This is a genomic window from Gryllotalpicola daejeonensis, assembly GCF_039538145.1.
Lineage (GTDB): Bacteria > Actinomycetota > Actinomycetes > Actinomycetales > Microbacteriaceae > Gryllotalpicola > Gryllotalpicola daejeonensis.
In genome coordinates, this window is record NZ_BAABBV010000001.1 from 104,332 (window position 1) to 127,162 (window position 22,831).

Consider the following 22,831-nt stretch of genomic DNA (forward strand, 5'->3'; position numbering starts at 1 on the left):
CGGTAGCGGATCGAGACCTGCCGAAGCTGTTGCGCGCGGTGCGCTGAGGTGCACACTGTTCGCATGCCCGAGCCGGCTGCCGAGCGGTGCCGCGACGTCGAGGACTATCTGGCCTCGATCGATGAGGGGCGCGCCAAGGTGCTGCGCCCGTATTTCGAGCGGGCGCGCCAGCTCATCGAGGGGCTTGAAGAAGGCCGCAGCTATGGGATGCCGGCGCTGACCTACCGCGGAAAGGCGCTCGTCAGCCTGCAGCCGACGAAGGCGGGCTATTCGGTGTACCCCTTCAGCGGCGTGGCGGTCTCGGCTGTCGCCAGAGCGCACCCCGAGCTCGAGACCACCAGTGGGTCGGTGCACTTCACCACGCGGCATCCGCTGCCCCTCGCCGTGTTCGACGAACTGGTGCGCGCACGCCGCGATCAGATCGACGAGGCCGTCAGTCGCCGCTGACCGGCGTGCTTGGCGGCCCCGTAATCAGATCTGCGGTCATTCCGCCAGCCCCTGACTGCTCAGCCGCGCGCTCGTATGGTTTACAGCTGACCCACCTGACGAGCCTGACCCACCTGACGAGCTGAGGGAGCCGGATGACACTGATCGCCGATCGCTACGAGCTCGGCGACGCCCTCGGGCGCGGTGCGAAGGCCACTGTCTTCCGCGCCTGGGACACGCGGCTTCAACGCGAGGTCGCCGTCAAGGTCTTCACCACGGGCGACGGCTCGCCGGAGGATGGCGAACGCCGGCTTCGCGAGATCCGCCTGCTCGCCGGCGCGAACCACCCGCACCTGGTGACGCTTTTCGACGCTGATTGGCCGGCGGCCGAGGCGGCCGGAGCCGTCGGCGCCGGTGACGGTGCGCCACCGCAGCCGGGATTCCTGGTGATGGAACTCGTCGACGGGGAATCCCTTCGTCGGCGCATCGATCGGATCGGGGCCGACCCCGAACTCGCGCAGCGCGTGGTCGTCGAGCTGTCCGCGGCGCTCGCCTACCTGCACGAGCGCGGCATCGTGCATCGCGACCTGAAGCCCGAGAACATCCTGGTCGACGGCGCGACCGGCAGGCTGAAGCTCGTCGACTTCGGCATCGCGCAGCTCATCGGCGACGAGCACCTCACGGCAACGGGCGCCGTGCTCGGCACCGCCGCCTATCTCAGCCCCGAGCAGGTCGCCGGCGCAGAGGTGACAGCCGCGGCGGACGTGTATGCCCTCGCGCTCGTCGCACTCGAGACCCTCACCGGCGCGCGGGCTTTCCCCGGCAGCGCGATCGAGACGGCCGTCGCGCGAATGACACGCGACCCCGCCGTCCCCACCGAGTTGCCCGAGGGTTGGCGCGAGTTGCTCGCGGGGATGACAGCACGCGCGCCGGGGGAGCGGCCGAGCGCGGCCACCGTCGCAGCACAGGTGAGCGGGCTGCCTGCGTTGATGCGCGTTGCGGTCGGCGGCGCCGGGGATGCCGAGACGGCGGTTCTGTCGATGAGTGATCAGACTCTGGCGCTGGAAGGGGCGACCGGCGTGGCCGGGGGTGCCGGAATGGCTGGAGCGGCCGGCGCCGGTGCAACCACGGGCTTCACCAGCGCCGCTTCGGGCCGTGTCGTGAGCAGCCGCGACCCAGTCGATGCACGCCGCCGCCGCGGATCACTCGCCGCAGCGGGGGCCACCGCCCTCGTGGCTGCCGGGGCGCTGGCGCTGGCGCTGACGACGGGCCAGCACCCGAGCGTCAGTGCGCCAGCCGAATCCACCCCGTCGTCGACTCCGGCCCCGACCGTCACGCGCTTCCTTCCGCAGCCGGTCGTCACGAAGACGGTCCAGCCCGCGGCGCCGCCTGCCGGCGGCGGCCAGGCTTCTGTGCAGACCGGCGCCGGACCTCAAGAGAAGGCCGGTGCGCCGGCACCCGCGCGCGGCCATGGGAACGGCCACGGAAAAGGACACGGAAAGCACTGATCCCGCGTGTTCCGGCGCACTTCGCCGTTGCGTGCTTACGCTGAGGCATGGCCGCATCGAGTGGAACCGTGGTCGCCCTCGTCGGGAGTGGATCGACCGAGCTGATCGACGAGCTCAATGCTCTGCACAACGTTGACGCCTTCGCCGTCGCGGGCGACGAGGCCGACGCCGCGCGGCGCATCAGACGCTCGCAGGCGTCGTACGTGGTGAGCGACGCCGACCCCCTCGCTCACGTCGCCGCAGCGTGGGTCGAGTTCTATGAGGACAAGGTGTCGCTTGAGACCCTGCTGATCGAGGCAGAAGTGGCGGCGGATGCCTTGCAAGCCGGCCGCGCTCAGTTGCCGGACTACTACCTGGTGCTCGACCCAGAGGCCGTCGAAGGCACCTGGCGGCACTGGTGGTTCGGGGCTTTGTCGAGCAAAGCGCCGACGCGGGTGCTTCCGCTGCCTGCGTCGTCGCGTGAGGTGCGGCGTCAACTGCGCAGCCTGCCGACGGCCCGCCCATGGCCCGATGCGTTCCCGAAGTGGTTGACGCAGTTGCAGTTCGAGGTGCCCGACCGGTTGAGTATCGAATAGATCACAGGTTCGAGAGCCGTTGGAAGAATCTTCCTAAGGCATCGAATCTGTGTTACACTATTCGTAAGTCCCCGCGCCACGAGGATGAGAGTACGAGCACCGCAGGCCCGGCCTGTGCTGTGTTCGGAGTTTGACCGGGAGGGGTCGAGCTGTGGCTGCTGTGGGCGGGGGTCTGCGCGAGGCGCTTGAGGCTGTCGCGCCGTTCGCGCCGCTTGCGTGCGCGGTCTTGACGGATGACCAGCTGGTCGGCGCCGCGCAGGCGGTGGAGGATCTGGCCCGCCAGGTCGAGGGTATGCAACTGGCGATCGCCCGCGAGGTCGACAACCGCACGGACGAGACTTTGGCTGAGGACTCCCTGGCGCGCAAGCTCGGGGCGAAGAAGCCCTGGGGCGCGCTGGAGACGGTGACCCGCACCTCCGCGAAGGACGCCCGCGAGCGGGTGGCCGAGGCGCGCCGGCTTGCGAAGCTGCCCGTGCTGGAGACCGCGGTCGACGAGGGTGTGCTGGGCCGGGCGCAGGCGGCGGCGATCATCGAGCCGCTGCTGCCGGCCACAGAGCGCGCCGACACCGCCCTCGTGGAGGCGGCATGCGAGAACCTCGTGGACCTGTCGAAAGTCCTGCCGGCGACCGCGGTCGTCGAAGCCGCCCAGGCGTGGGCGCTCGTGCTCGACCCCGACGGGGTGGAACCGGTGGAGAAAGCCGCGGTCGAGAAACGGTTCTTCCGGCTCGGGCGCGCCAAAGACGGCCTCGTGAAGTTCTCCGGCGCCCTGCCCGTGGAGCAGGCCGCCGCCATCCGCGCCGTACTGGACGCATACGTGAACCCGAGAGCCGGCGCATCGGTGGCCCTCACCCCGACCAGTGACTCTTCTGATGAGGTCGAACTCGGCGACCAGAAGCCGATGCTCGTGGCGACCGAGACGCAGCCGCCGACGGACATGCGCACCCCGGATCAGAAACGGGCAGATGTCATGCACGCCGTCTTCACCGCCGCCGCACGGGCGCCACAAACACCGAGCATGGGCGGGGCGCACCCGACGATCCTCGTCGTCGTGCCGAAGGAGGACTTCGACTCAGGGCACGGGGCGGCCCGCATCGACGGCGAAGACGAACCCATCAGCGCGAAGACGGCGAAGCGGATCGCCGAGAGCGGCGGCTACCAGGAAGTCCAGGTCGATCAGGCGGGGAAGATCCTCAACCTCGGCGACACGAAACGATGCGCCACGCCCTGGCAGCGCAAAGCCCTCGCCGTGCGCGACAAGGGCTGCATCATCCCCGGCTGCGCCATGCCCGCCCGATGGTGCGAAGTCCACCACATCCAACCCGATCGCGACGGCGGACCGACGGACATTTTGAACCTGACCCTGCTCTGCTGGTTCCACCACCACGACATCGACACCGGCCCCTACCAACTCCGCATGGGCGAGGACGGGACACCGGAAATCCGCTGGGTCTTCGGCAGCCACGCCACCGACTGGGTCAAAGCCGTCCACACCCCGAAACGCGACCTCACCACAGCCGCTTAAGGCATCCATCGAACACGCAGTTCCGCTCGGGGCGGCAGCCTGCGTCCGATGAAGCGTCATCGCCTGGCTGCCGCCTGAGCCGTGGCCTGCGAGAACGTGCGGCTGCGGCTCGGCACGAGTCTGTCCGCCGCGCGACCGCTTAGCGCGCGGCGCGGGCGCCGACCGGCGGCACGAGCAGGCCGCGGTCCTCGCGAATCCACACGAGCCCCGTCTCGCGCTTCTCTGCGCGGGGCGCAAAGCGATAGCGGTACACGCGCGCCCGCACGAAAGCCGGCGGCCGACCGGCGAACGGGTCGACGCGCAACAGCCGCAGCGTCGGCCGATCGGCCTGCAACAGGCGCACGAGCAGCATGTCGAACCATCCGCCGCCCTCTGCGCCCAGCGCGAGGAACCACATCAGCCAGTCGAGTCGCAGGTGGTACGGCGCGAACCACCGCGGCACCCGAGCGGGGTCGCCGGGCTTGCCGTGGAATTCGTATGCCCTCCAGCCGGATTGCCCGGCCGGGTCATCCGTGCCCTCGATGACAATCTCGTCGCGGCGTTTCGTCACGCTTCCGAACGCGCCGTACGCGTTGACCAGGTGCCAGCGGTTGAAGCTCGCATTCATCAGCTGGCGGCGCGCGAGCAGATTGCGAGTCGGCCACCATGACAGATACACGAGCAGGGCGGATGCCAGCAGCACCGGCACCGCGTACCAGAGCGGTATCCCGCCCGTGCTCGCGGTGTGCGCGGCGACGGGCCACGCCCACGAGGGGGTCACCGTGTGCCAAACCCCGTCGCTGATGCCCGAGAACAGCAGAACGACCGTGATCCAGTTGAGCCACGCGAAGTTCCCCGTCACGATCAGCCACAGCTGCGTGACGATCATCACCGCGGCGGCGATCGACGCGATCGGCTGCGGGGCGAACAGGAAGAACGGGCAGACGAGCTGCGCGAAATGGTTGCCGACGACCTCGCTGCGGTGGAACCACTTCGGCAGCAGGTGCGCCTGGCGGCTGAGCGGCCCGGGCATGGGCTGCGTCTCGTGGTGGTAGTACAGCGCGGTCAGATCGCGCCACTCCGGTCCGCCGCGCATCTTGATCATTCCGGCACCGAACTCGAGCCGGAACACGAGCCAGCGGGTGAGGAACAGGGTCGTGAGCGGCGTCGCGGTCGTTGACGATCCCAGCCAGGCGACCGTGAAGCCGGCTTCACAGAGCAGCGATTCCCACCCGAATCCGTAGAACGTCTGGCCGACGTTGACGATCGAAAGGTAGGCGAGCCAGAGCAGCAGGAACAGCACGGTGGTCAGCCACGGCTCGATGCGCTGAGGCAGCCCGGCGACGAGGCTCGCCGAGACGGCGACCCCTGCCCACGCGATGAGGCGAAGCATCCGATCGCTGTAATGCCAGCGAAAGACAGTGGGCTGCTTGCGCGCATACGCGAGCTGCAGGAAACGCGGCACGGGAAGCAGGCCGTGCTCGCCGAGCAAGGCCGGGAACTGATCGGCCGCGGAGAGGAAGGCGATCAGGAACACGGCGGCGACTCCGCGCTGCAGCACCTCGCGCGCGACGTCGTAGTCCCCGGTTCCCAGCCAGCTGAAGATCATGACGGGGGCGACCGTAGCGCGCTCGGCCGCGCGATGACACCCCTTCACCCGCGGCGGGGCCGACCGTAGGGTGGGGGCATGTCCAGCGGCCGCGCGATCGTCGTCGGCTCGGGGCCGAACGGGCTCGCGGGCGCCGTCACCCTCGCGCGGGCGGGCCTCGCGGTGACGGTGTTCGAGCGCTCAGAGCACATCGGCGGGGGAGCCGCGACGCGCGAGCTCACGCTGTCGGGATTCCATCACGACGTCGGCTCTGCGGTGCACCCGATGGCGGTGCACTCCGAGTTCTTCCGGCGCTTCGGGCTCGACCAGCGCGTCGAGCTGCTGACGCCCGAGCTGTCGTACGGCCACGCGCTCGGCGACGCCGCGCAGAAGGGCGGCGCGACCGCTGCGCTCGCGTGGCGCGACCTCGAGCGCACGGCGAAGGGACTGGGGCCGGATGCCTCGACGTGGCGCCGCCTGCTCTGGCCGCTGGCGGCAGACGCCGACCGCGTCGCGGAGGTCATCGGGGGCTCGTTCCTGCCGCCGCCGCACCTCGTCGTCGCACTGCGCCTCGGCCTGCGCGGGCTCGAGCAGGGCTCGCAGCTGTGGAACACGGCGTTCATGACGGATGCCGCGCCCGCGCTGCTCACGGGCGTGATCGCCCACACCAACAAGCGGCTGCCGGCCCTGGGTGCGGCCGCCCCCGGCCTCGTGCTCGCGGCGTTCGCCCACGCCCGCGGCTGGCCGGTGCCACGCGGGGGCAGCGGGGCGATCACGCAGGCGTTGGTCGACGACCTGCGCGCCCACGGCGGGCGAGTCGAGACCGGGGTCGAAATCGAAGACATCGCGGAGCTGGCCGACGCCGACGTGGTGCTGCTGGACATCACGCCGCGCGCCTTCGCGAAGATCGCGGGGGAGCGACTTCCCGCGCCGTACCTCGCTGCCATGCGCGCCTTCCGCTACGGCGACGGCATCGCCAAGGTGGACTTCGCGCTCAGCGACCCCGTGCCGTGGGCTGCGGCAGAGTTGCGCGATGCCGTGACGATCCACGCGGGGGGAACCCGCGCCGACATCGCGCGGTCGGAAGGCGAGGTGGCGAGCGGGCGACTGCCGGAGCATCCGTATCTGCTCCTCAGCCAGCCCACCGTGATCGACGCGACGCGCGCACCGGAGGGCAAGCACGTGCTGTGGGCCTACTCGCACGTGCCGGCTGGCAGCGAGGCCGACCGCACCGAGGCGATCACCGCCGAGATTGAGCGCTTCGCCCCGGGCTTCCGCGACACCGTGCTTGCGAGCACCGCCACCTCGGCGCGCGAGCTCGAGTTGATGGACCCGAACTTCATCGGCGGCGACATCGCCTCAGGGGCCACCTCGACGCTGCAGCTGGTGGCGCGCCCCCTGCCGCGCCGGTCGCCGTGGCGCACGCCTCTTCCGGGCGTGTATCTGTGCGGCGGATCGACCGCGCCGGGGCCCGGCGTGCACGGCCAGTCGGGGTGGCAGGCCGCGCGACTCGCGGTAAAGGAGTTGCACATTGCATCTTCCGATCCGCTGCTGTCCACGCAGCCGATTTAGGGCCCGATCAGCCGGAATAACACGCCGACGATTTCCGGCAACTCCTTTACTGATGTAAACTTGTTGGTTCATGCGCGCCCTAAGGCCCCCGAACGGGGGTCGCGCTAAGCCCCTGGGAGGCAGACGACGGCGGCCAAGAGAGCCGCCGGGTCAGTCGCTCAATCAGGAAGGAACCATGAGTTCTCACGCACAGTCCAATCCCACACGAGCAGCCCGACCCATCTCGCGCCCGCGCCCGCGGAAGCTGCGCCTCGACGACATCCAGGTCGTCGACACGACCATGCTGAAGCGCGCACTGCGCGGCACCGTGGTCGGCAACACCATGGAGTGGTACGACGTCGGTGTCTACGGCTACCTCGCCGTCACGATGGGCGCCGTCTTCCTGCCCACCGCCGCGGCGAGCGTGCAGGTGCTCTTCTCGCTCGGCGTCTTCGCCGCGACCTACATCGCCCGCCCGCTCGGCGGCATCATCTTCGGCCGCCTCGGCGACCGCGTCGGGCGCCAGAAGGTGCTCGCGACGACGCTGATCATGATGGCCTCGGCGACGTTCATCGTCGGCCTCATTCCCTCGTACTCGACGATCGGCCCGGCCGCACCCGTGATCCTCGTCGTGATGAAGCTGCTGCAGGGCTTCTCGACCGGTGGCGAGTACGCCGGCGTGACGACCTTCGTCAGCGAATACGCGCCCGACCGACGTCGCGGCTTCTTCGGGGGATTCCTCGACCTGGGCTCCTACCTGGGCTTCGCCGTCGGCGCCCTGATGGTCTCGATCATGCAGCTCACCATGGGCAACCAGGCGATGCTCGACTTCGGCTGGCGCATCCCGTTCCTCATCGCCGGCCCGATCGGCGCGATCGCGGTCTACTTCCGCCTCAAGATCGAGGAGTCGCCCGCGTTCAAGGCGATGAACGACGCGGTGGATGCCATCGAGGGCCCCGCCCCCGAGACCGGCGTGCTCAGCATCCTGCGCACGCAGTGGAAGCCGCTGCTCATCGCGATCGTGCTCGTCGCTATGGCGAACACCGTCGGCTACGCGCTCACCAGCTACATGCCGACCTACCTGACCGACACGCTCGGCTACGACGCGGTGCACGGCACGCTCGTCACCATCCCGGTGCTCGTCGTGATGTCGGCCGGAATCCCCCTCGCGGGCATGCTCTCTGACCGCATCGGCCGCCGCCCGACCACCTGGATCGGCGCCGCCGCCATGGGTGTCTTCGCGATCCCCGCGTTCCTGCTGCTCGCGGTCGGCGACGTCTGGTCGACCTTCGTGGGCCTGTTCCTGATGGCCATCCCGACGGCACTGCTCGTCGGAACGATGGCGTCCGCGCTGCCCGCGCTGTTCCCGACCTCGATGCGCTACGGCTCGATGGGCATCTCGTACAACATCGCGGTCGCGGTGTTCGGCGGCACGGCCCCGGTGTTCATCCAGGCGATCATGCAGGCCACGGGCGACTCGATGACCCCGGCGTACTACCTGATCGGCTTCGCGGTCGCGGGCGCCCTCGCGGCCTTCGGTCTGCGCGAGTCCGCACGCCGCCCGCTGCCCGGTTCGATGCCGGCTGTCGAGACGCCGGCCGAGGCGATCGAGCTCGTCGAGACCCAGGACGAGAACGAGCTCATCGACCTCGACGAGCTTCCGCTCGACGAGCCGGTGAAGGTGGCATAACCGCCGCCCACCTGCGTCATCCGGCGGAGCCGGGTGCGTGCTCACAGATACCCTGAGAGCGTGCACCCGGCTCCGTCTCTGTCTGCCCGCTCCCAAGCTCTGCTCGAGGAGATGAGCAGCCGCGTCGTCGTCGCCGACGGGGCGATGGGAACGATGATTCAGGCGCAGGACCCGAGTCTCGACGACTACCAGCAGCTCGAGGGCTGCAACGAGATCCTCAACGTCACCCGGCCCGACATCATCGCGGGCATCCACGATGCCTACTACGAGGTCGGAGTCGACGCGGTCGAGACGAACACCTTCGGGGCGAACTGGTCGAACCTCTCCGACTACGGCATCGACGACCGCATCGAAGAGCTGGCCGCCGCCGGGGCCCGCATCGCACGCGAGCGCGCCGAGGCATGGCAGAGCCGCGACGGCCGGCCGCGCTGGGTGCTCGGCTCGATCGGTCCGGGCACCAAGCTGCCGAGCCTCGGCCACACCACCTACGCGCACCTGCGCGACACCTTCGCTCAGCAGGCCGCGGGACTCATCGCGGGCGGCGCCGACGCGTTCCTCGTCGAGACCTCGCAGGACCTGCTGCAGACCAAAGCGGCGATCAACGGCTGCAAGGCGGCGAGCGCGGCCTCAGGCATCCGCCTGCCCATCTTCGTCGAGATCACGATCGAGACGACCGGCACGATGCTCATGGGCTCAGAGGTCGGGGCGGCGCTGACGGCGATCGAGCCGCTCGGCGTCGACGCGATCGGTCTCAACTGCGCCACCGGCCCCGACCTGATGAGCGAGCACCTGCGCTACCTGTCGAAGCACTCGCGCGTGCCGGTCATGTGCATGCCGAACGCCGGGCTGCCGGTGCTCGGCAAGAACGGCGCGGAGTACCCACTGCAGCCGGGCGAGCTCGCGACGGCGCACGAGCAGTTCGTGCGCGAGTTCGGTCTGGGCCTCGTCGGCGGCTGCTGCGGCACGACGCCCGAGCACCTGAAGGCCGTGGTCGAGCGCGTGGGCCGCGCTGCCGCGACCGCCCGCACGATCGAGCTGGACCCGGGCGTCGCGAGCCTCTACCAGCACGTGCCGTTCGAGCAGGACGCGTCGTGCCTCGCGATCGGCGAGCGCACCAACGCGAACGGCTCCAAGGCCTTCCGCGAGGCGATGCTCGAGGGCCGCTGGGACGACTGCGTCGAGATCGCGCGCAACCAGATCCGCGCGGGCGCGCACCTCTTGGATGTCTGCGTCGACTACGTGGGCCGCGATGGCGTGGCGGATGCCCGTGAAGTGGTCTCTCGCCTCGCGAGCGCCTCGACCCTGCCGCTCGTGATGGACTCCACCGAGCCCGCCGTGCTGCAGGCCGGCCTCGAGCTCATCGGCGGCCGCCCGGTCATCAACTCGGTCAACTTCGAAGACGGCGACGGGCCCGAGTCGCGCTTCGGCCGCATCATGCCGCTCATCAAGGAGCACGGCGCCGCCGTCGTCGCGCTCACAATCGACGAGCATGGCCAGGCGCGCACGGCAGAGGGCAAGGTCGCGATCGCCTCGCGCCTCATCGACGCGCTGACGGGGGAGTGGGGCCTCGAGGTCACCGACATCATCGTCGACTGCCTCACCTTCCCCATCGCCACGGGGCAGGAGGAGACCCGCCGCGACGCGATCGAGACGATCTCGGCGATCAAGCAGATCACAGCGAAGTACCCGGGCGTGCACACGACCCTCGGCATCTCGAACGTGTCGTTCGGGCTCAACCCGGCTGCCCGCCAGGTGCTCAACTCGGTGTTCCTGCACGAAGCCGTGCAGGCCGGCCTCGACTCGGCGATCATCGACGCCGCAAAGATCGTGCCGCTCGCGTCGCTTCCCGACGAGCAGCGCCAGGTCGCGCTCGACCTCGTCTGGGACCGCCGCCGCTACGACGCCGACGGCAATCTCGAGTACGACCCGCTCGCCCGTATGCTCGAGATCTTCGCCGGCGTCGACACGAAGGCGCTGCGCGACCAGCGCGCCGCAGAGCTCGCCGCCCTGCCCGTGGGCGAGCGACTCGAGCGGCGCATCATCGACGGCGAGGCGAAGGGCCTGGAATCCGATCTCGATCTCGCGATGGACGCCGAGAACGGGCCGGGCCTCAGCCCGCTCGACATCATCAACGTGCACCTGCTCGAGGGCATGAAGGTCGTCGGCGAGCGCTTCGGCGCGGGCGAGATGCAGCTGCCGTTCGTGCTGCAGTCGGCCGAGGTGATGAAGGCCGCCGTCGCCTACCTCGAGCCGCACATGGACAAGAGCGCTGCGAGCGGCGGCAAGGGCCGCATCGTGCTCGCGACGGTGCGCGGCGACGTGCACGACATCGGCAAGAACCTCGTCGACATCATCCTGACGAACAACGGCTACGACGTCGTGAACCTCGGCATCAAGCAGCCGATCACCGACATCATCGCCGCGGCCGAAGAGCACAACGCCGACGTCATCGGCATGAGCGGCCTGCTCGTGAAGTCGACCGTCGTGATGAAAGAGAACCTGCTCGAACTGAACCAGCGCGGCCTGGCAGGGCGCTGGCCGGTGCTGCTCGGTGGTGCGGCGCTCACCCGTGCGTATGTCGAGGACGACCTGGCCGACCTGTTCGAGGGCACTGTGCGCTACGCGCGCGATGCCTTCGAGGGACTCGCGCTGATGGAGCCGCTCGTCAAGATCGCGCGAGGGGCGGCGCCGGATGCCGTGGGACTGCCGCCCCTCAAGAAGCGCATCCACCGCGAGGGCTCGCAGCTGACTCTGACCGAGCCGGAGTCGATGCCGGCGCGGTCCGACGTCGCGGTCGACAACCCCGTGCCCGCGCCGCCGTTCTGGGGCACCCGCATCGTGCGCGGCATCCCGCTCGCCGACTTCTCCGCGTTCCTCGACGAGCGCGCGACATTCATGGGGCAGTGGGGGCTGAAGCCCGGGCGCGGCGATTCGGGAAAGAGCTACGAGCAGCTCGTCGAGACCGAGGGCCGGCCGCGGCTGCGGTACTGGCTCGATCGCATCCTCGCGGAGGGCCTGCTCGAGGCATCCGTCGCCTATGGGTATTTCCCCGTCGTCGCTGATGGCGACGACGTCGTCGTGCTGCACCACGGCGACGACACCGGTGCGCTGGGTGCGCCGGGCGTGCTCGCGCCCGACGGCGGCTCGGGTGGCGCGATCGGCACCGAGCGGCTGCGCTTCCACTTCCCGCGCCAGCGGCGCGACCGGCACCTGTGCCTGGCGGACTTCGTGCGCTCGCGCGAGTCCGGTCAGATCGACGTGATGCCCGTGCAGCTGGTCACCGCGGGGGAGTCGGTCAGCCGCGCGACGGCGAAGATCTTCGCCGAGAACCGCTACCGCGACTACCTCGAGCTCAACGGCCTCGCCATGCAGCTCACCGAGGCGCTGGCCGAGTACTGGCATGCGCGCATCCGCGCCGAGCTGGGGTTCGCAGCTGAGGAGCCCGCCTCGGTCGACGGGCTGTTCAAGCTCGAGTACCGCGGAGCCCGCTTCTCGCTGGGCTACCCCGCGTGCCCCGAGATGGAGGACCGGCGCAAGGTCGTCGAGCTGCTGCGCCCTGAGCGCATCGGAGTCGAGCTTTCCGAGGAGCTGCAGCTGCACCCGGAGCAGTCGACCGATGCGTTCGTCTTCCACCACCCCGAGGCGAAGTACTTCAGCGTCTGATCAGAGCTTCGCCCGCCGCAGCGCCGCCAGCACAGGTCGGCCGACGAGCGCGATGCCGACGACGGTCGTGATCGCGCGCACGGTGTCCCAGGTGAGCGTCGAGGTGGCGAGCGAATACAGCACGAACGCCTTGAGGTTGGCGAGCATGCCGGCGTCGGCGGTGTACGAGATGCTCGACCCGCTCGCGATCGCGAACGGCCAGAACCACAGGTTCAGCAGCGCCCCGACGAGCCACGAGGCGATGGCGCCGTATGCCGCGAGCATCACGACCTCGACGCCCTTGCTCGCACGCCCCGCCCGCACCCGCGGCAGCAGTCCGGCGCCCGCGCCCACCCAGGCGCACGCGAACAGCTGAAACGGCAGCCACGGGCCGATGCCGCCGGTGATCACCGCCGACGCCGCGACGACGATGAGCCCCAGCAGGAAGCCGAACCGCGCGCCGAGCGCGCGCCCGGCGAGGATCAGCACGATGAACACCGGCTCGATGCCGCCGACCGTGTCGCCGAGCACACGGGCGGCGGCCCCGATCGCCCCGAGCACGCCCAGCAGCGCGACCGCCTTCGCGCTGGCGAACTGCCGATCGAGGGCAAGCGCGAGCACCGCGACGATCGCGGGAACCAGCGCGAGCGCGAGATAGGGCACGGCGCGCTGCGCATCCTGCGGAAGAGCGGGTGCGACGAACGGCCACGCGAACCCGGCCGCCGCCACGATGCTGCCCGCAATGAGCGCGAGGCCGCGCCAGTCGAGGCGTGGGCGAGATGCAGAACGGATGCCTGCGAGCTGGGCGTTCGCCGTCATGAGGCGACCTCCGCCAGGCCCACCAGCCGCCCTGCCTCGAGCCGAAGCGTGCGGTCGGCGAGCGCGGCCGCGAACTCGACCTCGTGCGTCGCGAACAGCACCGCCGTGCCTGAGCTCGCGGCGCGTGCGAGGGCGTCGGCGACCTGCTCGCGGGCGGCTGAGTCGAGCCCGCGCACCGGCTCGTCGACGAGCAGAACCGCCGGGTCGGCGGCAAGCTGCAGCGCGACGGTGAGACAGAGTCGCTGCCCGCCGGAGAGGTCTCGTGGATGGGTCTCGGCAAGCGCGTCGTGTGCGGCGCCGTGGCCGGGGCATGCCTGTAGCTGCACCCCGAGCAGCGCGAGGAAACGCTCGAATGTCGGCACGACGGGCCGGAACCGCCGATCACCGCGGCGACACTCGGCGGCGACCGAATCGGTGACGAACAGGTCGTCGACGAGCTCGGGCACGAGCGCGACCGCCGCGTGCCGCGCGCGCGGCTTCAGCGCGTGGACGTCATCTCCTCGGACGAAGACGCGCCCGGCCTCGTCAGGAAGCGCCATCGCCCCGAGCAGCGAGGACTTCCCCGCACCATTCGGGCCGGTGAGTGCCACGAGCTCGCCCTCGCGCAGCTCGAGCGACACGCCATCGACGGCCGCCCGTTCGCCGTGTCGCACGCTCACCGCGCGCACCTCGACCACGACCCCTCCGTCGGACTTGAACGAGGACACCATTTTTGGAGCTGACAGCACCATTTCTGACCCGGAATGCACCAATGGTGCTGGGGCAGCACCATTGGTGCCGGGGCGGCACCGTTGGTGCTGTCGGCTGGAAAAATGGTGCTCTCGTTCAAGTGCTGTCGGGGGAATGGCCGACTCGCGCAGCTCACCGTCCGTGATCGCCAGCCAACGGTCGGCGACCTCCGCGAACCAGGCGATGCGGTGCTCCGCCACCACCACGCAGACGCCCGCCTCGTGTGCCATGGCCGCGAGCGCGGCCACCACGCGTGGGCGCGCGGAGGCGTCGAGCTCGGCGAGCGGCTCGTCGACGAGCAGCAGCGTCGGGTGCTCGACGACTGCCGCCGCGAGCGCCACCAGCTCGGCCTCACCCGCGGACAGCGCGGTGATCGGGCGGCCGATCAAGTGGGCGATGCCCAGGCGGCCGGCCACTTCGGCCACGCGCGCATCGACGATGACCGGGGCGACACCGCGCAGCGTCAGGGCGAAGCCGATCTCTTCCCCCACTGTCTCGCCGAGGAAGCCCGCCCGAACGCGCTGCGCCACCGCACCGACGAATCCCGCGGTTTCGCGCGGGGGAACGGCGGCGCGATCGACGCCGCCGACCTCGACGATGCCGGTCTGCACTCCGCGGTCGGCGTGCTGGAACAGTCCGGAGAGGGCGTCCAATACCGTCGACTTCCCCGAACCCGTCGCGCCAGTCAGCACGGTGAGCGTGCCGGGGGAGAGGGACAGAGACGGGATCGACAGGGTCCAACCGCGCGATCGGCCGCCGCCGCGGCGGCCGCCGTCGCTGACGCCTTCGCCGCGGACGTTGCAGACGCCTTCGCCGTGGACGTCGCTGACGCCGTCGGGCCTGATCAGCACGGCATCCGCGACTCGCACGGGCACCTCGCAGGCGCCCTCGACCCGTCGCGCAGCCGCAAAGCCGCGCAGCTCGAGCGAGGCGGCGAGGGCGACGGCGCGCTCGATAGCGTCCTCGAGCACGGGCACCAGCGCACTCGGCCCCGGCCGCTCGCCGCGCAACCGGGCGGCTCGTGCGGCGCGGCGCAGCGAGGCACCGAGCGCGGGCAACGTCTGCCATGCGATCACGAGGGCGCGGGCGGATGAACGCAACGGCCCGCGGCGGGCCGCGGCCGCGAACCAGGGACGCACGTCCCACAGCGCGTTGAGCACGCCGAAGCCGAGGATCACCGCGGCGAACGGGACAGCGGTGAGCAGCAGGCGGCCGATGCCGTCCGCCGTCACAGGGCCGAGCAGGGTGACGCCGGTGAATGGCGCGGGAAGTGAGATGACAGGGAGTGAGAGCAGGGGGATGCCCGTGCCTCCGGCCCCCGCGAACACCGCGCCGTAGACGACCCGCACCCCTGCGAACACCGCCGCGAAGACGGCGGCCTGGCGCAGCGGGGCCGATCGGAAGCGCGGCCGCGGGCGGGCCGGAACCGTCATGGGCTATCCCTTGGGCGGTGTGGTGTCGGTGCCGGTCGTGAACTTCAGCCCCAGCGTCTGGCCCGGCTTCAACTGCTGAGTGGTGATGCCGCTGGTGGCGTAGCTCCACTTCCCGGCGGCGGAATCGCGCACCCAGAACGCCCAGTAGGCGAACGCGGCGGGCATGCCCGCGCAGGTCTCGGTGTACGCGGCCTTGCCCGGCACTTCGATCGGCTTCGACGCGGAGGGCTCGCCGTTGACGCGGCAGACGACCTGGTCGCCGTACTTCTTGGTGCCCTCGGTCGAGACGCCGATCTGCTTCAGCGCGGCCGCGGCGGTCATCGGCTCGCCGGTCTTGGCGCACGCGCTAACGTCATCGCCGCCGAGCAGGCCGAACTGCACCGTGACGAACACGCCGGGGCAGGTCTCTGCGGTGAAAGAAGGCGTGGCCGGAACGATCGTCGGAGCGCCGGTAATCGGCTGCACCTCGGGTGAGCCCCCGATGGTGCCGCTCGGCGCCGGCGATCCTGCACACCCCGCGAGCGCGAGAGCCGTGACAGCAGCGAGGACGAAAGCGGGGAGCGTGCGACGCATGGGCTCAAGGGTACCGGCGGCTGAGGCTCGCTCTTTTTCGCAGGGGTCTTGTGCGAAGCATCCTGTCGCCCTAACCTACAACCAAATGGTTGTAGAACGTGACCTGCGAGGCGGCGACGAGGCGGTGGATCTCATCTTCCACGCGCTCGCCGACGCAACCCGGCGCGACATCGTGGCCAGGGTGTTGCAGCGGCCGCACTCGGTCTCAGAGCTCGCGGCCGGCTATGCGATGAGCTTCGCGGCCGTGCAGAAGCACGTCGCGGTGCTCGAGAGGGCGGCGCTCGTGAGCAAGGAACGCAAAGGGCGCGAGCAGCTCGTCAGCGGCGAGGTCGACACGATCGCGCGGGCCCAGGAGCTGCTGCGCGGCTACGAGCAGCTCTGGCGGGCGCGCGTCGATGCGATCGACGCGCTTCTCGCCGCAGACACCAGCGCCGACACCAGTGCCGATACCAGCGACAACTCAGATCAACGCGACAGAAAGTAGGAGGGCGTCATGCCTGTCATCTCATCCGAGCGGGATGCCGAAGCCCGCAGCCTCACCATCGTGTGCGAGTTCCCGGCACCGGTTGAGCGCATCTGGCAGCTCTGGGAGGACCCGCGCCAGCTCGAGAAGTGGTGGTGCCCCGAACCGTACCCGGCGACCTTCGAGACGCACGACCTGACTCCCGGCGGCACGTCGGAGTACTTCAACACCGGTCCCAACGGCGAATTCCAGCGCGCCTGGTGGGCCACCACCGCGGTCGACAAGCTGCGCCGCATCGAGTTCGACGGCGGCCTCGCCGACAACGACACGAAGGCGCACGACCCCGACGGAGTGATGCACGGCACGATCACGCTCGAGCCGATCGAGCTCGGCGGGAAGCCTGGGACCCGCATGACGGCGCTGACCGTCTTCGACTCCGTGCCCTACATGGAGAAGATGCTGGCCATGGGCCACGAAGAGGGCTCGAAGATGGCGCTGAGCCAGATCGACGGGCTGCTCACCGGCATCCCCGCGTGAGCCACGCGCCAAGGCGACGAACGGCGAGCCGAGACGCGCCGCCTATTGACTTCTAGTCAGTAGTGATAGCGTCCCCTTATGACAACGGGGTCATCACAGGAGTCACCAGCCGAGGGCTACGACCACGACGTGGTGGTCATCGGATCCGGATTCGGCGGCTCGGTGGCCGCGCTGCGGCTTGCGGAGAAGGGCTACGACGTCCTGGTCTATGAGGCCGGCCGGCGCTTCGCCGACGAGGACTTCGCCACGACGAACTGGGACCTGAAGAACGCGCTGTGGGCGCCGGCGCTCGGCTGGTACGGCCCGCAGAGGCTGCACAAGCTGCCGGACGTCCTGATTCTCGCCGGGGCAGGTGTCGGCGGCGGCTCGCTCAACTACGCGAACGTGCAGTACGTGCCGGGGGAGCCGTTCTTCACGAGCGGCAGCTGGGCGGGCATCACCGATTGGCAGCGTGAGCTCGCCCCGCACTACGCGCTGGCGAAGCGGATGCTGGGCACGGTCGAGCACTACCCGTATGACGGCTCCGCCGAGCAGCTCATGCGGAAGGTCTCGGTGCGCCTCGGCGTGCCAGAGACGTTCCGCACAGCCCCGACCGGCGTCTTCTATGGCAGGCCGAAGAGCGACGGCTCGATCGCCAGGGGCGAGACGGTGGCAGACCCGTTCTTCGGTGGCGAGGGACCCGCCAGAACGAGCTGCACGCTCTGCGGGAACTGCATGGTCGGCTGCCGCGTCGGGGCGAAGAACTCGCTCACCAAGAACTACCTCTGGCTCGCCGAGCGCCGCGGTGCGGTGATCGAGCCGATGCGCACCGTGACGTCGGTGCGGCCGATCGACCCGGCCGACCCGACGCGCGGCTTCGAGGTGACCACCGAGCGCACGGGCACGGCGCTGACGCCGAAGGAGCGCCGCACCGTCACCGCGGGCCAAGTCGTTTTCGCAGCGGGCGCCTGGGGCACGCAGAAGCTGCTGCACGCACTCAAGAGCCGGGGCGAGCTGCCCGAACTTTCGCCGGCGCTGGGGCGGCTGACGCGAACGAACTCCGAGGCGCTCGACGGCGCGCTCGCCGTGCGCGTGCCCGACGGCGCGGCACTCACCGAGGGCTCGGCGATCACGACCTCGCTCTACGTCGACGAGAAGACGCACGTGCAGAACGTGCGATACGGCGCGGGCTCGAACGCCCTGATGGCGCTCGTGACGGTGCTCGCCCCCGGCGGCAAGCCGCTGCACAAACGGGTCGGCTTCCTGCTCGGGCGGCTCGCGAGGCATCCGCTCATCGAACTGCGCGCCATGGTGCCGTGGCGCGCGACCGAGCGCGGTGTCATCGCGCTCGTCATGCAGAGCGCGGACAACTCGCTGACGGTGAGCGCGAAGCGTCGGATGCTGGGCGGAATCGGCCTCACCAGCAGGCAGGGCGACGGCGAGCCGAACCCCGACTGGTTGCCGCAGGCGCACCGCGCCGCGGAGGCGATGGCCGAGCAGCTCGAAGAGGACACGGGCGTGAAGGCCCTCGCTCGGGGCAGCTGGCTCGAGCTGTTCGGAGTGCCGCTCACCGCGCACTTCCTCGGCGGTGCGACCATCGCAGCGAATCCCGCGAACGGCGTGGTCGACGCCTATCACCGTGTCTGGAACTACCCGGGGCTGCACATCGTCGACGGTTCGACGGTGTCGGCGAACCTCGGCGTGAACCCGTCCCTGACCATCACGGCACAGGCGGAGCGTGCGCTCTCGCTGTGGCCTACGCGGGGTGAAGCGGACCTGCGGCCGGCGCAGGGCGAGCCCTATGTCGAGCTCACGCCCGAGCTCCCCGCCGTGCCGGGCGGCGCCTTGACCCGATCGTGATCTGAGCGCACTTGACCCGTGCAACGGGCACGGGCAGGCTGTCCTGCGGATCAACGGTGATCCGGGGGATCGCGCAAGCGCCGACGCGTCGAGCAACGATCACAACGACGTGGTCGCCGACCCCATGGGACTGTGACGAGTCGGTCCGAGCGCACGTCTTCGAAGCCGGGAGGGGCTCCGAGGACGCCCCCTGCCCGCGCCGCGTTCGCGAAGCCATATCGGTGGAGCACGCGTTAGCGAAGCCGTTGGGCAGGGAACAGCCCGGGCATGACTGCTGACGCCGATTCGATCAAGATTCCCGGGGCGCCCGGCCCCGAACCCGCCCCTCTCGACGAGCCCACGCAGCCGCGCGGACCCCTGCCGCCGAAGCCCGACCAGTCGGGCCCCGACACCTACACGCCCACCGGCGCGCCGACCACCACCCCGCAGGACGCCGTCGCCCAGCAGGGCGAGCGCCTCACGACCGCGCAGGGCGCGCCGCTGCGCGACACCGACCACTCGCTCAAGGCCGGCCGCCGCGGCCCCGTGCTGCTGCAGGACCACCACCTGCGCGAGAAGATCACGCATTTCGATCACGAGCGGATTCCTGAGCGCGTCGTCCACGCGCGGGGTGCTGCCGCGCACGGCGTCTTCGTCGCCAACGGCGAGGCGGAGCGCTACACGAGCGCCGCGTTCCTCAAGGCGGGAACGACGACAGAGACCTTCGTGCGGTTCTCCACCGTGCTCGGCTCGCGCGGCTCGGCCGACACCGTGCGCGACACCCGCGGCTTCGCGACGAAGTTCTACACGAGCGAGGGCGTCTACGACCTCGTCGGCAACAACATCCCCGTGTTCTTCATCCAGGACGCGATCAAGTTTCCCGACATCATCCACGCGGGCAAGCCGCACCCCGACCGCGAGATCCCGCAGGCGCAGTCGGCGCACGACACCTTCTGGGACTTCGTCTCGCTGCACACCGAGGCGCAGCACCACACCATCTGGAACATGTCAGACCGCGGCATCCCGCGCTCGTACCGCATGATGCAGGGCTTCGGCATCCACACCTTCCGCCTCGTCAAGACGGAGGCGGACGGCAGCCTCGCGACCACGCTCGTCAAGTTCCACTGGCGCCCGCGGCTCGGCACACACGCCGTCACGTGGGAGGAGGCGCAGCTGATCTCGGGTAAGGACCCCGACTTCCACCGCCGCGACCTCGCCGACGCGATCGAGGCAGGCGCGTACCCCGAGTGGGACTTCGGCATCCAGGTCTTCCCCGACACCGAGGATCAGACCTTCCACGGCATCGATCTGCTCGACCCGACCAAGATCGTGCCGGAGGAGCTCGCACCGATCGTCGTCGTCGGCACGATGACGCTCAACCGGAACCCCAGCAACTACTTCGCAGAGACCGAGCAGGTCGCCTTCCACCCCGGCCACCTCGTGCCGGGCATCGATGTGACGAGCGACCCGCTGCTGCAGGGGCGCCTGTTCTCGTACCTCGACACGCAGATCTCGCGCCTCGGCGGCCCGAACTTCGGCCAGCTGCCGATCAACCGGCCGCACGCCGAGATCAACGACATGCTGCGTGACGGGATGCATCAGACCGTGGTGCACCGCGGCGTGGCGCCGTACCACCCGAACTCGCTCGACGGCGGGTGCCCGTTCCCGGCGATGGTCACCGGCGGCGAGGCGTTCACCGACGTGCCGCAGCCGATCCAGCAGGACGTCGTCACCCGTGAGCAGCCCGCGAGCTTCGACGACCACTTCTCGCAGGCGCGCCTCTTCTACCGCTCGCTGACGCCGGTGGAGCAGCTGCACGTGAAGCAGGCCTACGCGTTCGAGCTCGGCAAGGTGTACGAGCAGGCGATCAAGGAGCGCCAGCTGCAGTGCCTGGCCAACATCGATGCGGAGCTGTGCGCGTTCGTCGCGAACGAGCTCGGTCTGCCGGCGCCTGCGCCCACCGAAGTGGTGCCCGACGTCGAGATCAGCCCGGCGCTGCGCATGGTGACCGACGTGGCCTGGCCGGCAGACGGCCGCCAGGTCGGGATCGTGGTCGATGACGATACGGATGCTTCGGCCGTGGCATCCGTTCGCGAGACGCTCCACGCGGCGGGCGTGACGCCGCTCGTCATCGCGCCGCACGGCGGAAAGGTGGGCGGCCTCGACGTGCAGCGCAGTTTCCACACCGCCACCAGTGTCGAGCTCGACGCGGTGATCGTGCTGGCGCCCGCGGTCGACCCACGCGTGCTCGAGCTGCTGCGCGAGGCGTTCCGTCACGACAAGGCGATCGGTGTCTCCAGTGATGCCGAGCCGCTGCTGCCCGACGTCGGCGTTCCCGCCACTGCGCCCGGTGTCGTCACCGGCGATGCGGCGGCCGTCGCAGCCGGAGTCCTCGACTTGCTGCCTGCGCACCGTGTCTGGGCGCGCGAAGGGGTGTAGAAGAGGAACTGCACGTTGAGTGAAGTTGTGTGTGCAGTCCGGGTGTGATCGGAAAGGGCATCCAAAAATGACAACGGCGTCAGCATCTGAATCATCTGCAGCGGGGGGAACGGGCACCGTCAGGAGCCTCATTCCGGCGAGGCTCGACCGGCTCCCGTGGACGAAGTTCCACTGGTCGATCGTGGTGGGGCTCGGCGTGGCGTGGATCCTCGACGGTCTCGAGATCCAGATCGTCGCGGCGAACGGCTACGCAGACACCCTCAACCTGTCGCCCACTCAGGTCGGCCTCGTCGGAACCACGTACCTTGTCGGCCAGGTCATCGGGTCGCTGTACTTCGGGTGGCTGTCAGACCGGCTGGGCAGGCGCCGCTTGTTCATTCTGACCCTCGCCGTCTACCTGATCGGCTCGGGCATCGCCGGCTTCGCGTTCTCGCTGTGGTTCCTGCTGATCTTCCGCTTCATCGCGGGGGCGGGCATCGGCGGCGAGTACGCGGCGATCAACTCCGCGATCGACGAACTCATCCCGTCGCACTATCGCGGCAGGGTCGACATCGCCATTAACGGCACTTACTGGGGTGGCGCGGCGATCGGCGCCGCCGCGAACATCTTCCTGCTGAACCCGGACATCTTCCCGGTCGACTGGGGCTGGCGCATCGGCTTCTGGATCGGCCCCGTGATCGGTCTGTTCATCATCTATCTGCGACGTCACATCCCGGAGAGCCCGCGCTGGCTCATCACGCATGGCCGCGCACAGGAAGCCGAAACCACCATCGACGACATCGAGCAGCGCGTCGAGGCGTCCGGCGGGAGTCTGAAACCGGTCGAGGACTCGCAGGCGATCCAGCTGAGGCCCATCGAGTACGTGCCTTTCCGGGTGATCGTCGGCGTGCTCTTCCGGAAATATCCGAAGCGCACGCTGACCGCCGCCGCCATGATGATCACGCAGTCGTTCCTGTACAACGCGATCTTTTTCACCTACGCGCTCGTCCTGCAGAACTTCTACGACATCCCGAAGGACCACACCGGCTACTTCTTCTTCCCGTTCGCGATCGGCAATCTGATCGGTCCTCTGGTGCTCGGGCACCTGTTCGACGCGATCGGGCGCCGCAAGATGATCTTCGCGACGTACGGTCTCTCGGGCCTCGTGCTGCTCGTCTCGGCGTTCTTCTTCCACGCAGGCGTGCTGAACGCGACCACGCAGACGATCTTCTGGTGCGTGGCGTTCTTTTTCGCCTCGGCTGGCGCCTCGAGTGCGTACCTGACGGTGAGCGAGACCTTCCCGCTCGAGCTGCGGGCGCAGGCGATCTCGTACTTCTTCTCGCTCGCGCAGATCTTCGGGGCGATCGCGCCGACGCTGTACGGCGCGCTCATCGGCGATGGATCGTCGCGCGGGCCGCTGACGGTCGGCTACATCATCGGCGCCGTGATCATGATCATCGGCGGCGTGATCGCCTTCATCTTCGGCACGGATGCCGAGCGAAGGTCCCTCGAAACGGTCAGTGAGCCGCTGTCGTTGGTCACGGCGGGGAGAGACTGAGG

At 69.7% G+C, this 22,831-nt stretch carries 16 protein-coding genes; 12 read left to right on the forward strand and 4 right to left on the reverse strand.

The features are described 5' to 3' along the window. Nucleotides 1-63 precede the first annotated feature (63 nt). From ABD736_RS00600 to ABD736_RS00615, 4 genes are all read left to right on the forward strand, one after another. Nucleotides 64-447, forward strand: coding sequence for an iron chaperone (locus tag ABD736_RS00600; protein ID WP_344789799.1), 384 nt, complete (start codon nt 64-66; stop codon nt 445-447). Nucleotides 448-581: 134 nt separating this feature from the next. Next, a complete protein-coding gene (locus ABD736_RS00605; RefSeq protein WP_344789800.1) occupies nt 582-1,934 on the forward strand; it encodes a serine/threonine-protein kinase in 1,353 nt (450 codons plus the stop codon). Nucleotides 1,935-1,981: 47 nt separating this feature from the next. Then, complete coding sequence (locus ABD736_RS00610) at nt 1,982-2,509, forward strand: hypothetical protein (protein ID WP_344789801.1); 528 nt, start codon at nt 1,982-1,984, stop codon at nt 2,507-2,509. A 151-nt stretch (nt 2,510-2,660) separates the two neighbouring features. Further along, nucleotides 2,661-4,031, forward strand: coding sequence for an HNH endonuclease signature motif containing protein (locus ABD736_RS00615; RefSeq protein ID WP_344789802.1), 1,371 nt, complete (start codon nt 2,661-2,663; stop codon nt 4,029-4,031). A 139-nt stretch (nt 4,032-4,170) separates the two neighbouring features. On the opposite strand, the gene ABD736_RS00620 is transcribed toward ABD736_RS00615, so the two are convergent. Then, nucleotides 4,171-5,619 (reverse strand): lipase maturation factor family protein, encoded by a 1,449-nt coding sequence (locus ABD736_RS00620; protein WP_344789803.1) that lies wholly within the window; start codon nt 5,617-5,619, stop codon nt 4,171-4,173. A gap of 78 nt (nt 5,620-5,697) precedes the next feature. On the opposite strand from ABD736_RS00620, the gene ABD736_RS00625 reads away from it, so the two are divergent. The 3 genes from ABD736_RS00625 to metH all read left to right on the forward strand — a co-directional run bounded on the left by ABD736_RS00625 (nt 5,698) and on the right by metH (nt 12,502). Continuing rightward, nucleotides 5,698-7,170 (forward strand): phytoene desaturase family protein, encoded by a 1,473-nt coding sequence (locus tag ABD736_RS00625; RefSeq protein WP_344789804.1) that lies wholly within the window; start codon nt 5,698-5,700, stop codon nt 7,168-7,170. Nucleotides 7,171-7,345: 175 nt separating this feature from the next. Further along, nucleotides 7,346-8,839 (forward strand): MFS transporter, encoded by a 1,494-nt coding sequence (locus ABD736_RS00630; RefSeq protein ID WP_344789805.1) that lies wholly within the window; start codon nt 7,346-7,348, stop codon nt 8,837-8,839. 111 nt (nt 8,840-8,950) lie between these two features. Then, a complete protein-coding gene (metH, locus tag ABD736_RS00635; RefSeq protein WP_344789806.1) occupies nt 8,951-12,502 on the forward strand; it encodes a methionine synthase in 3,552 nt (1,183 codons plus the stop codon). Here the strand turns inward: metH and ABD736_RS00640 are convergent, their stop codons facing one another. The 3 genes from ABD736_RS00640 to ABD736_RS00650 are packed head-to-tail and all read right to left on the reverse strand — an operon-like array spanning nt 12,503 to nt 16,035. Beyond that, nucleotides 12,503-13,300, reverse strand: a complete 798-nt coding sequence (locus tag ABD736_RS00640; RefSeq protein WP_344789807.1) for an ECF transporter S component — start codon at nt 13,298-13,300, stop codon at nt 12,503-12,505. After that, nucleotides 13,297-15,462, reverse strand: coding sequence for an ATP-binding cassette domain-containing protein (locus ABD736_RS00645; protein ID WP_344789808.1), 2,166 nt, complete (start codon nt 15,460-15,462; stop codon nt 13,297-13,299). The genes ABD736_RS00640 and ABD736_RS00645 overlap by 4 nt, the downstream gene beginning before the upstream one ends. Before the next feature lie 3 nt (nt 15,463-15,465). Beyond that, a complete protein-coding gene (locus tag ABD736_RS00650; RefSeq protein WP_344789809.1) occupies nt 15,466-16,035 on the reverse strand; it encodes a hypothetical protein in 570 nt (189 codons plus the stop codon). An 85-nt stretch (nt 16,036-16,120) separates the two neighbouring features. On the opposite strand from ABD736_RS00650, the gene ABD736_RS00655 reads away from it, so the two are divergent. The 5 genes from ABD736_RS00655 to ABD736_RS00675 all read left to right on the forward strand — a co-directional run bounded on the left by ABD736_RS00655 (nt 16,121) and on the right by ABD736_RS00675 (nt 22,829). Continuing rightward, nucleotides 16,121-16,519 (forward strand): ArsR/SmtB family transcription factor, encoded by a 399-nt coding sequence (locus tag ABD736_RS00655; protein ID WP_344789810.1) that lies wholly within the window; start codon nt 16,121-16,123, stop codon nt 16,517-16,519. Between the two features lie 9 nt (nt 16,520-16,528). Further along, the gene (locus ABD736_RS00660) at nt 16,529-17,035 is read left to right on the forward strand and encodes an SRPBCC family protein (RefSeq protein WP_344789811.1); all 507 of its coding nucleotides are present in this window, start codon (nt 16,529-16,531) and stop codon (nt 17,033-17,035) included. 78 nt (nt 17,036-17,113) lie between these two features. Then, entirely contained in the window at nt 17,114-18,874 is a 1,761-nt protein-coding gene (locus ABD736_RS00665) for a GMC oxidoreductase (RefSeq protein ID WP_344789812.1), read from the forward strand. Between the two features lie 267 nt (nt 18,875-19,141). Beyond that, the gene (locus ABD736_RS00670) at nt 19,142-21,292 is read left to right on the forward strand and encodes a catalase (protein WP_344789813.1); all 2,151 of its coding nucleotides are present in this window, start codon (nt 19,142-19,144) and stop codon (nt 21,290-21,292) included. A 67-nt stretch (nt 21,293-21,359) separates the two neighbouring features. After that, nucleotides 21,360-22,829, forward strand: coding sequence for an MFS transporter (locus ABD736_RS00675; protein ID WP_344789814.1), 1,470 nt, complete (start codon nt 21,360-21,362; stop codon nt 22,827-22,829). Nucleotides 22,830-22,831: the final 2 nt, after the last annotated feature.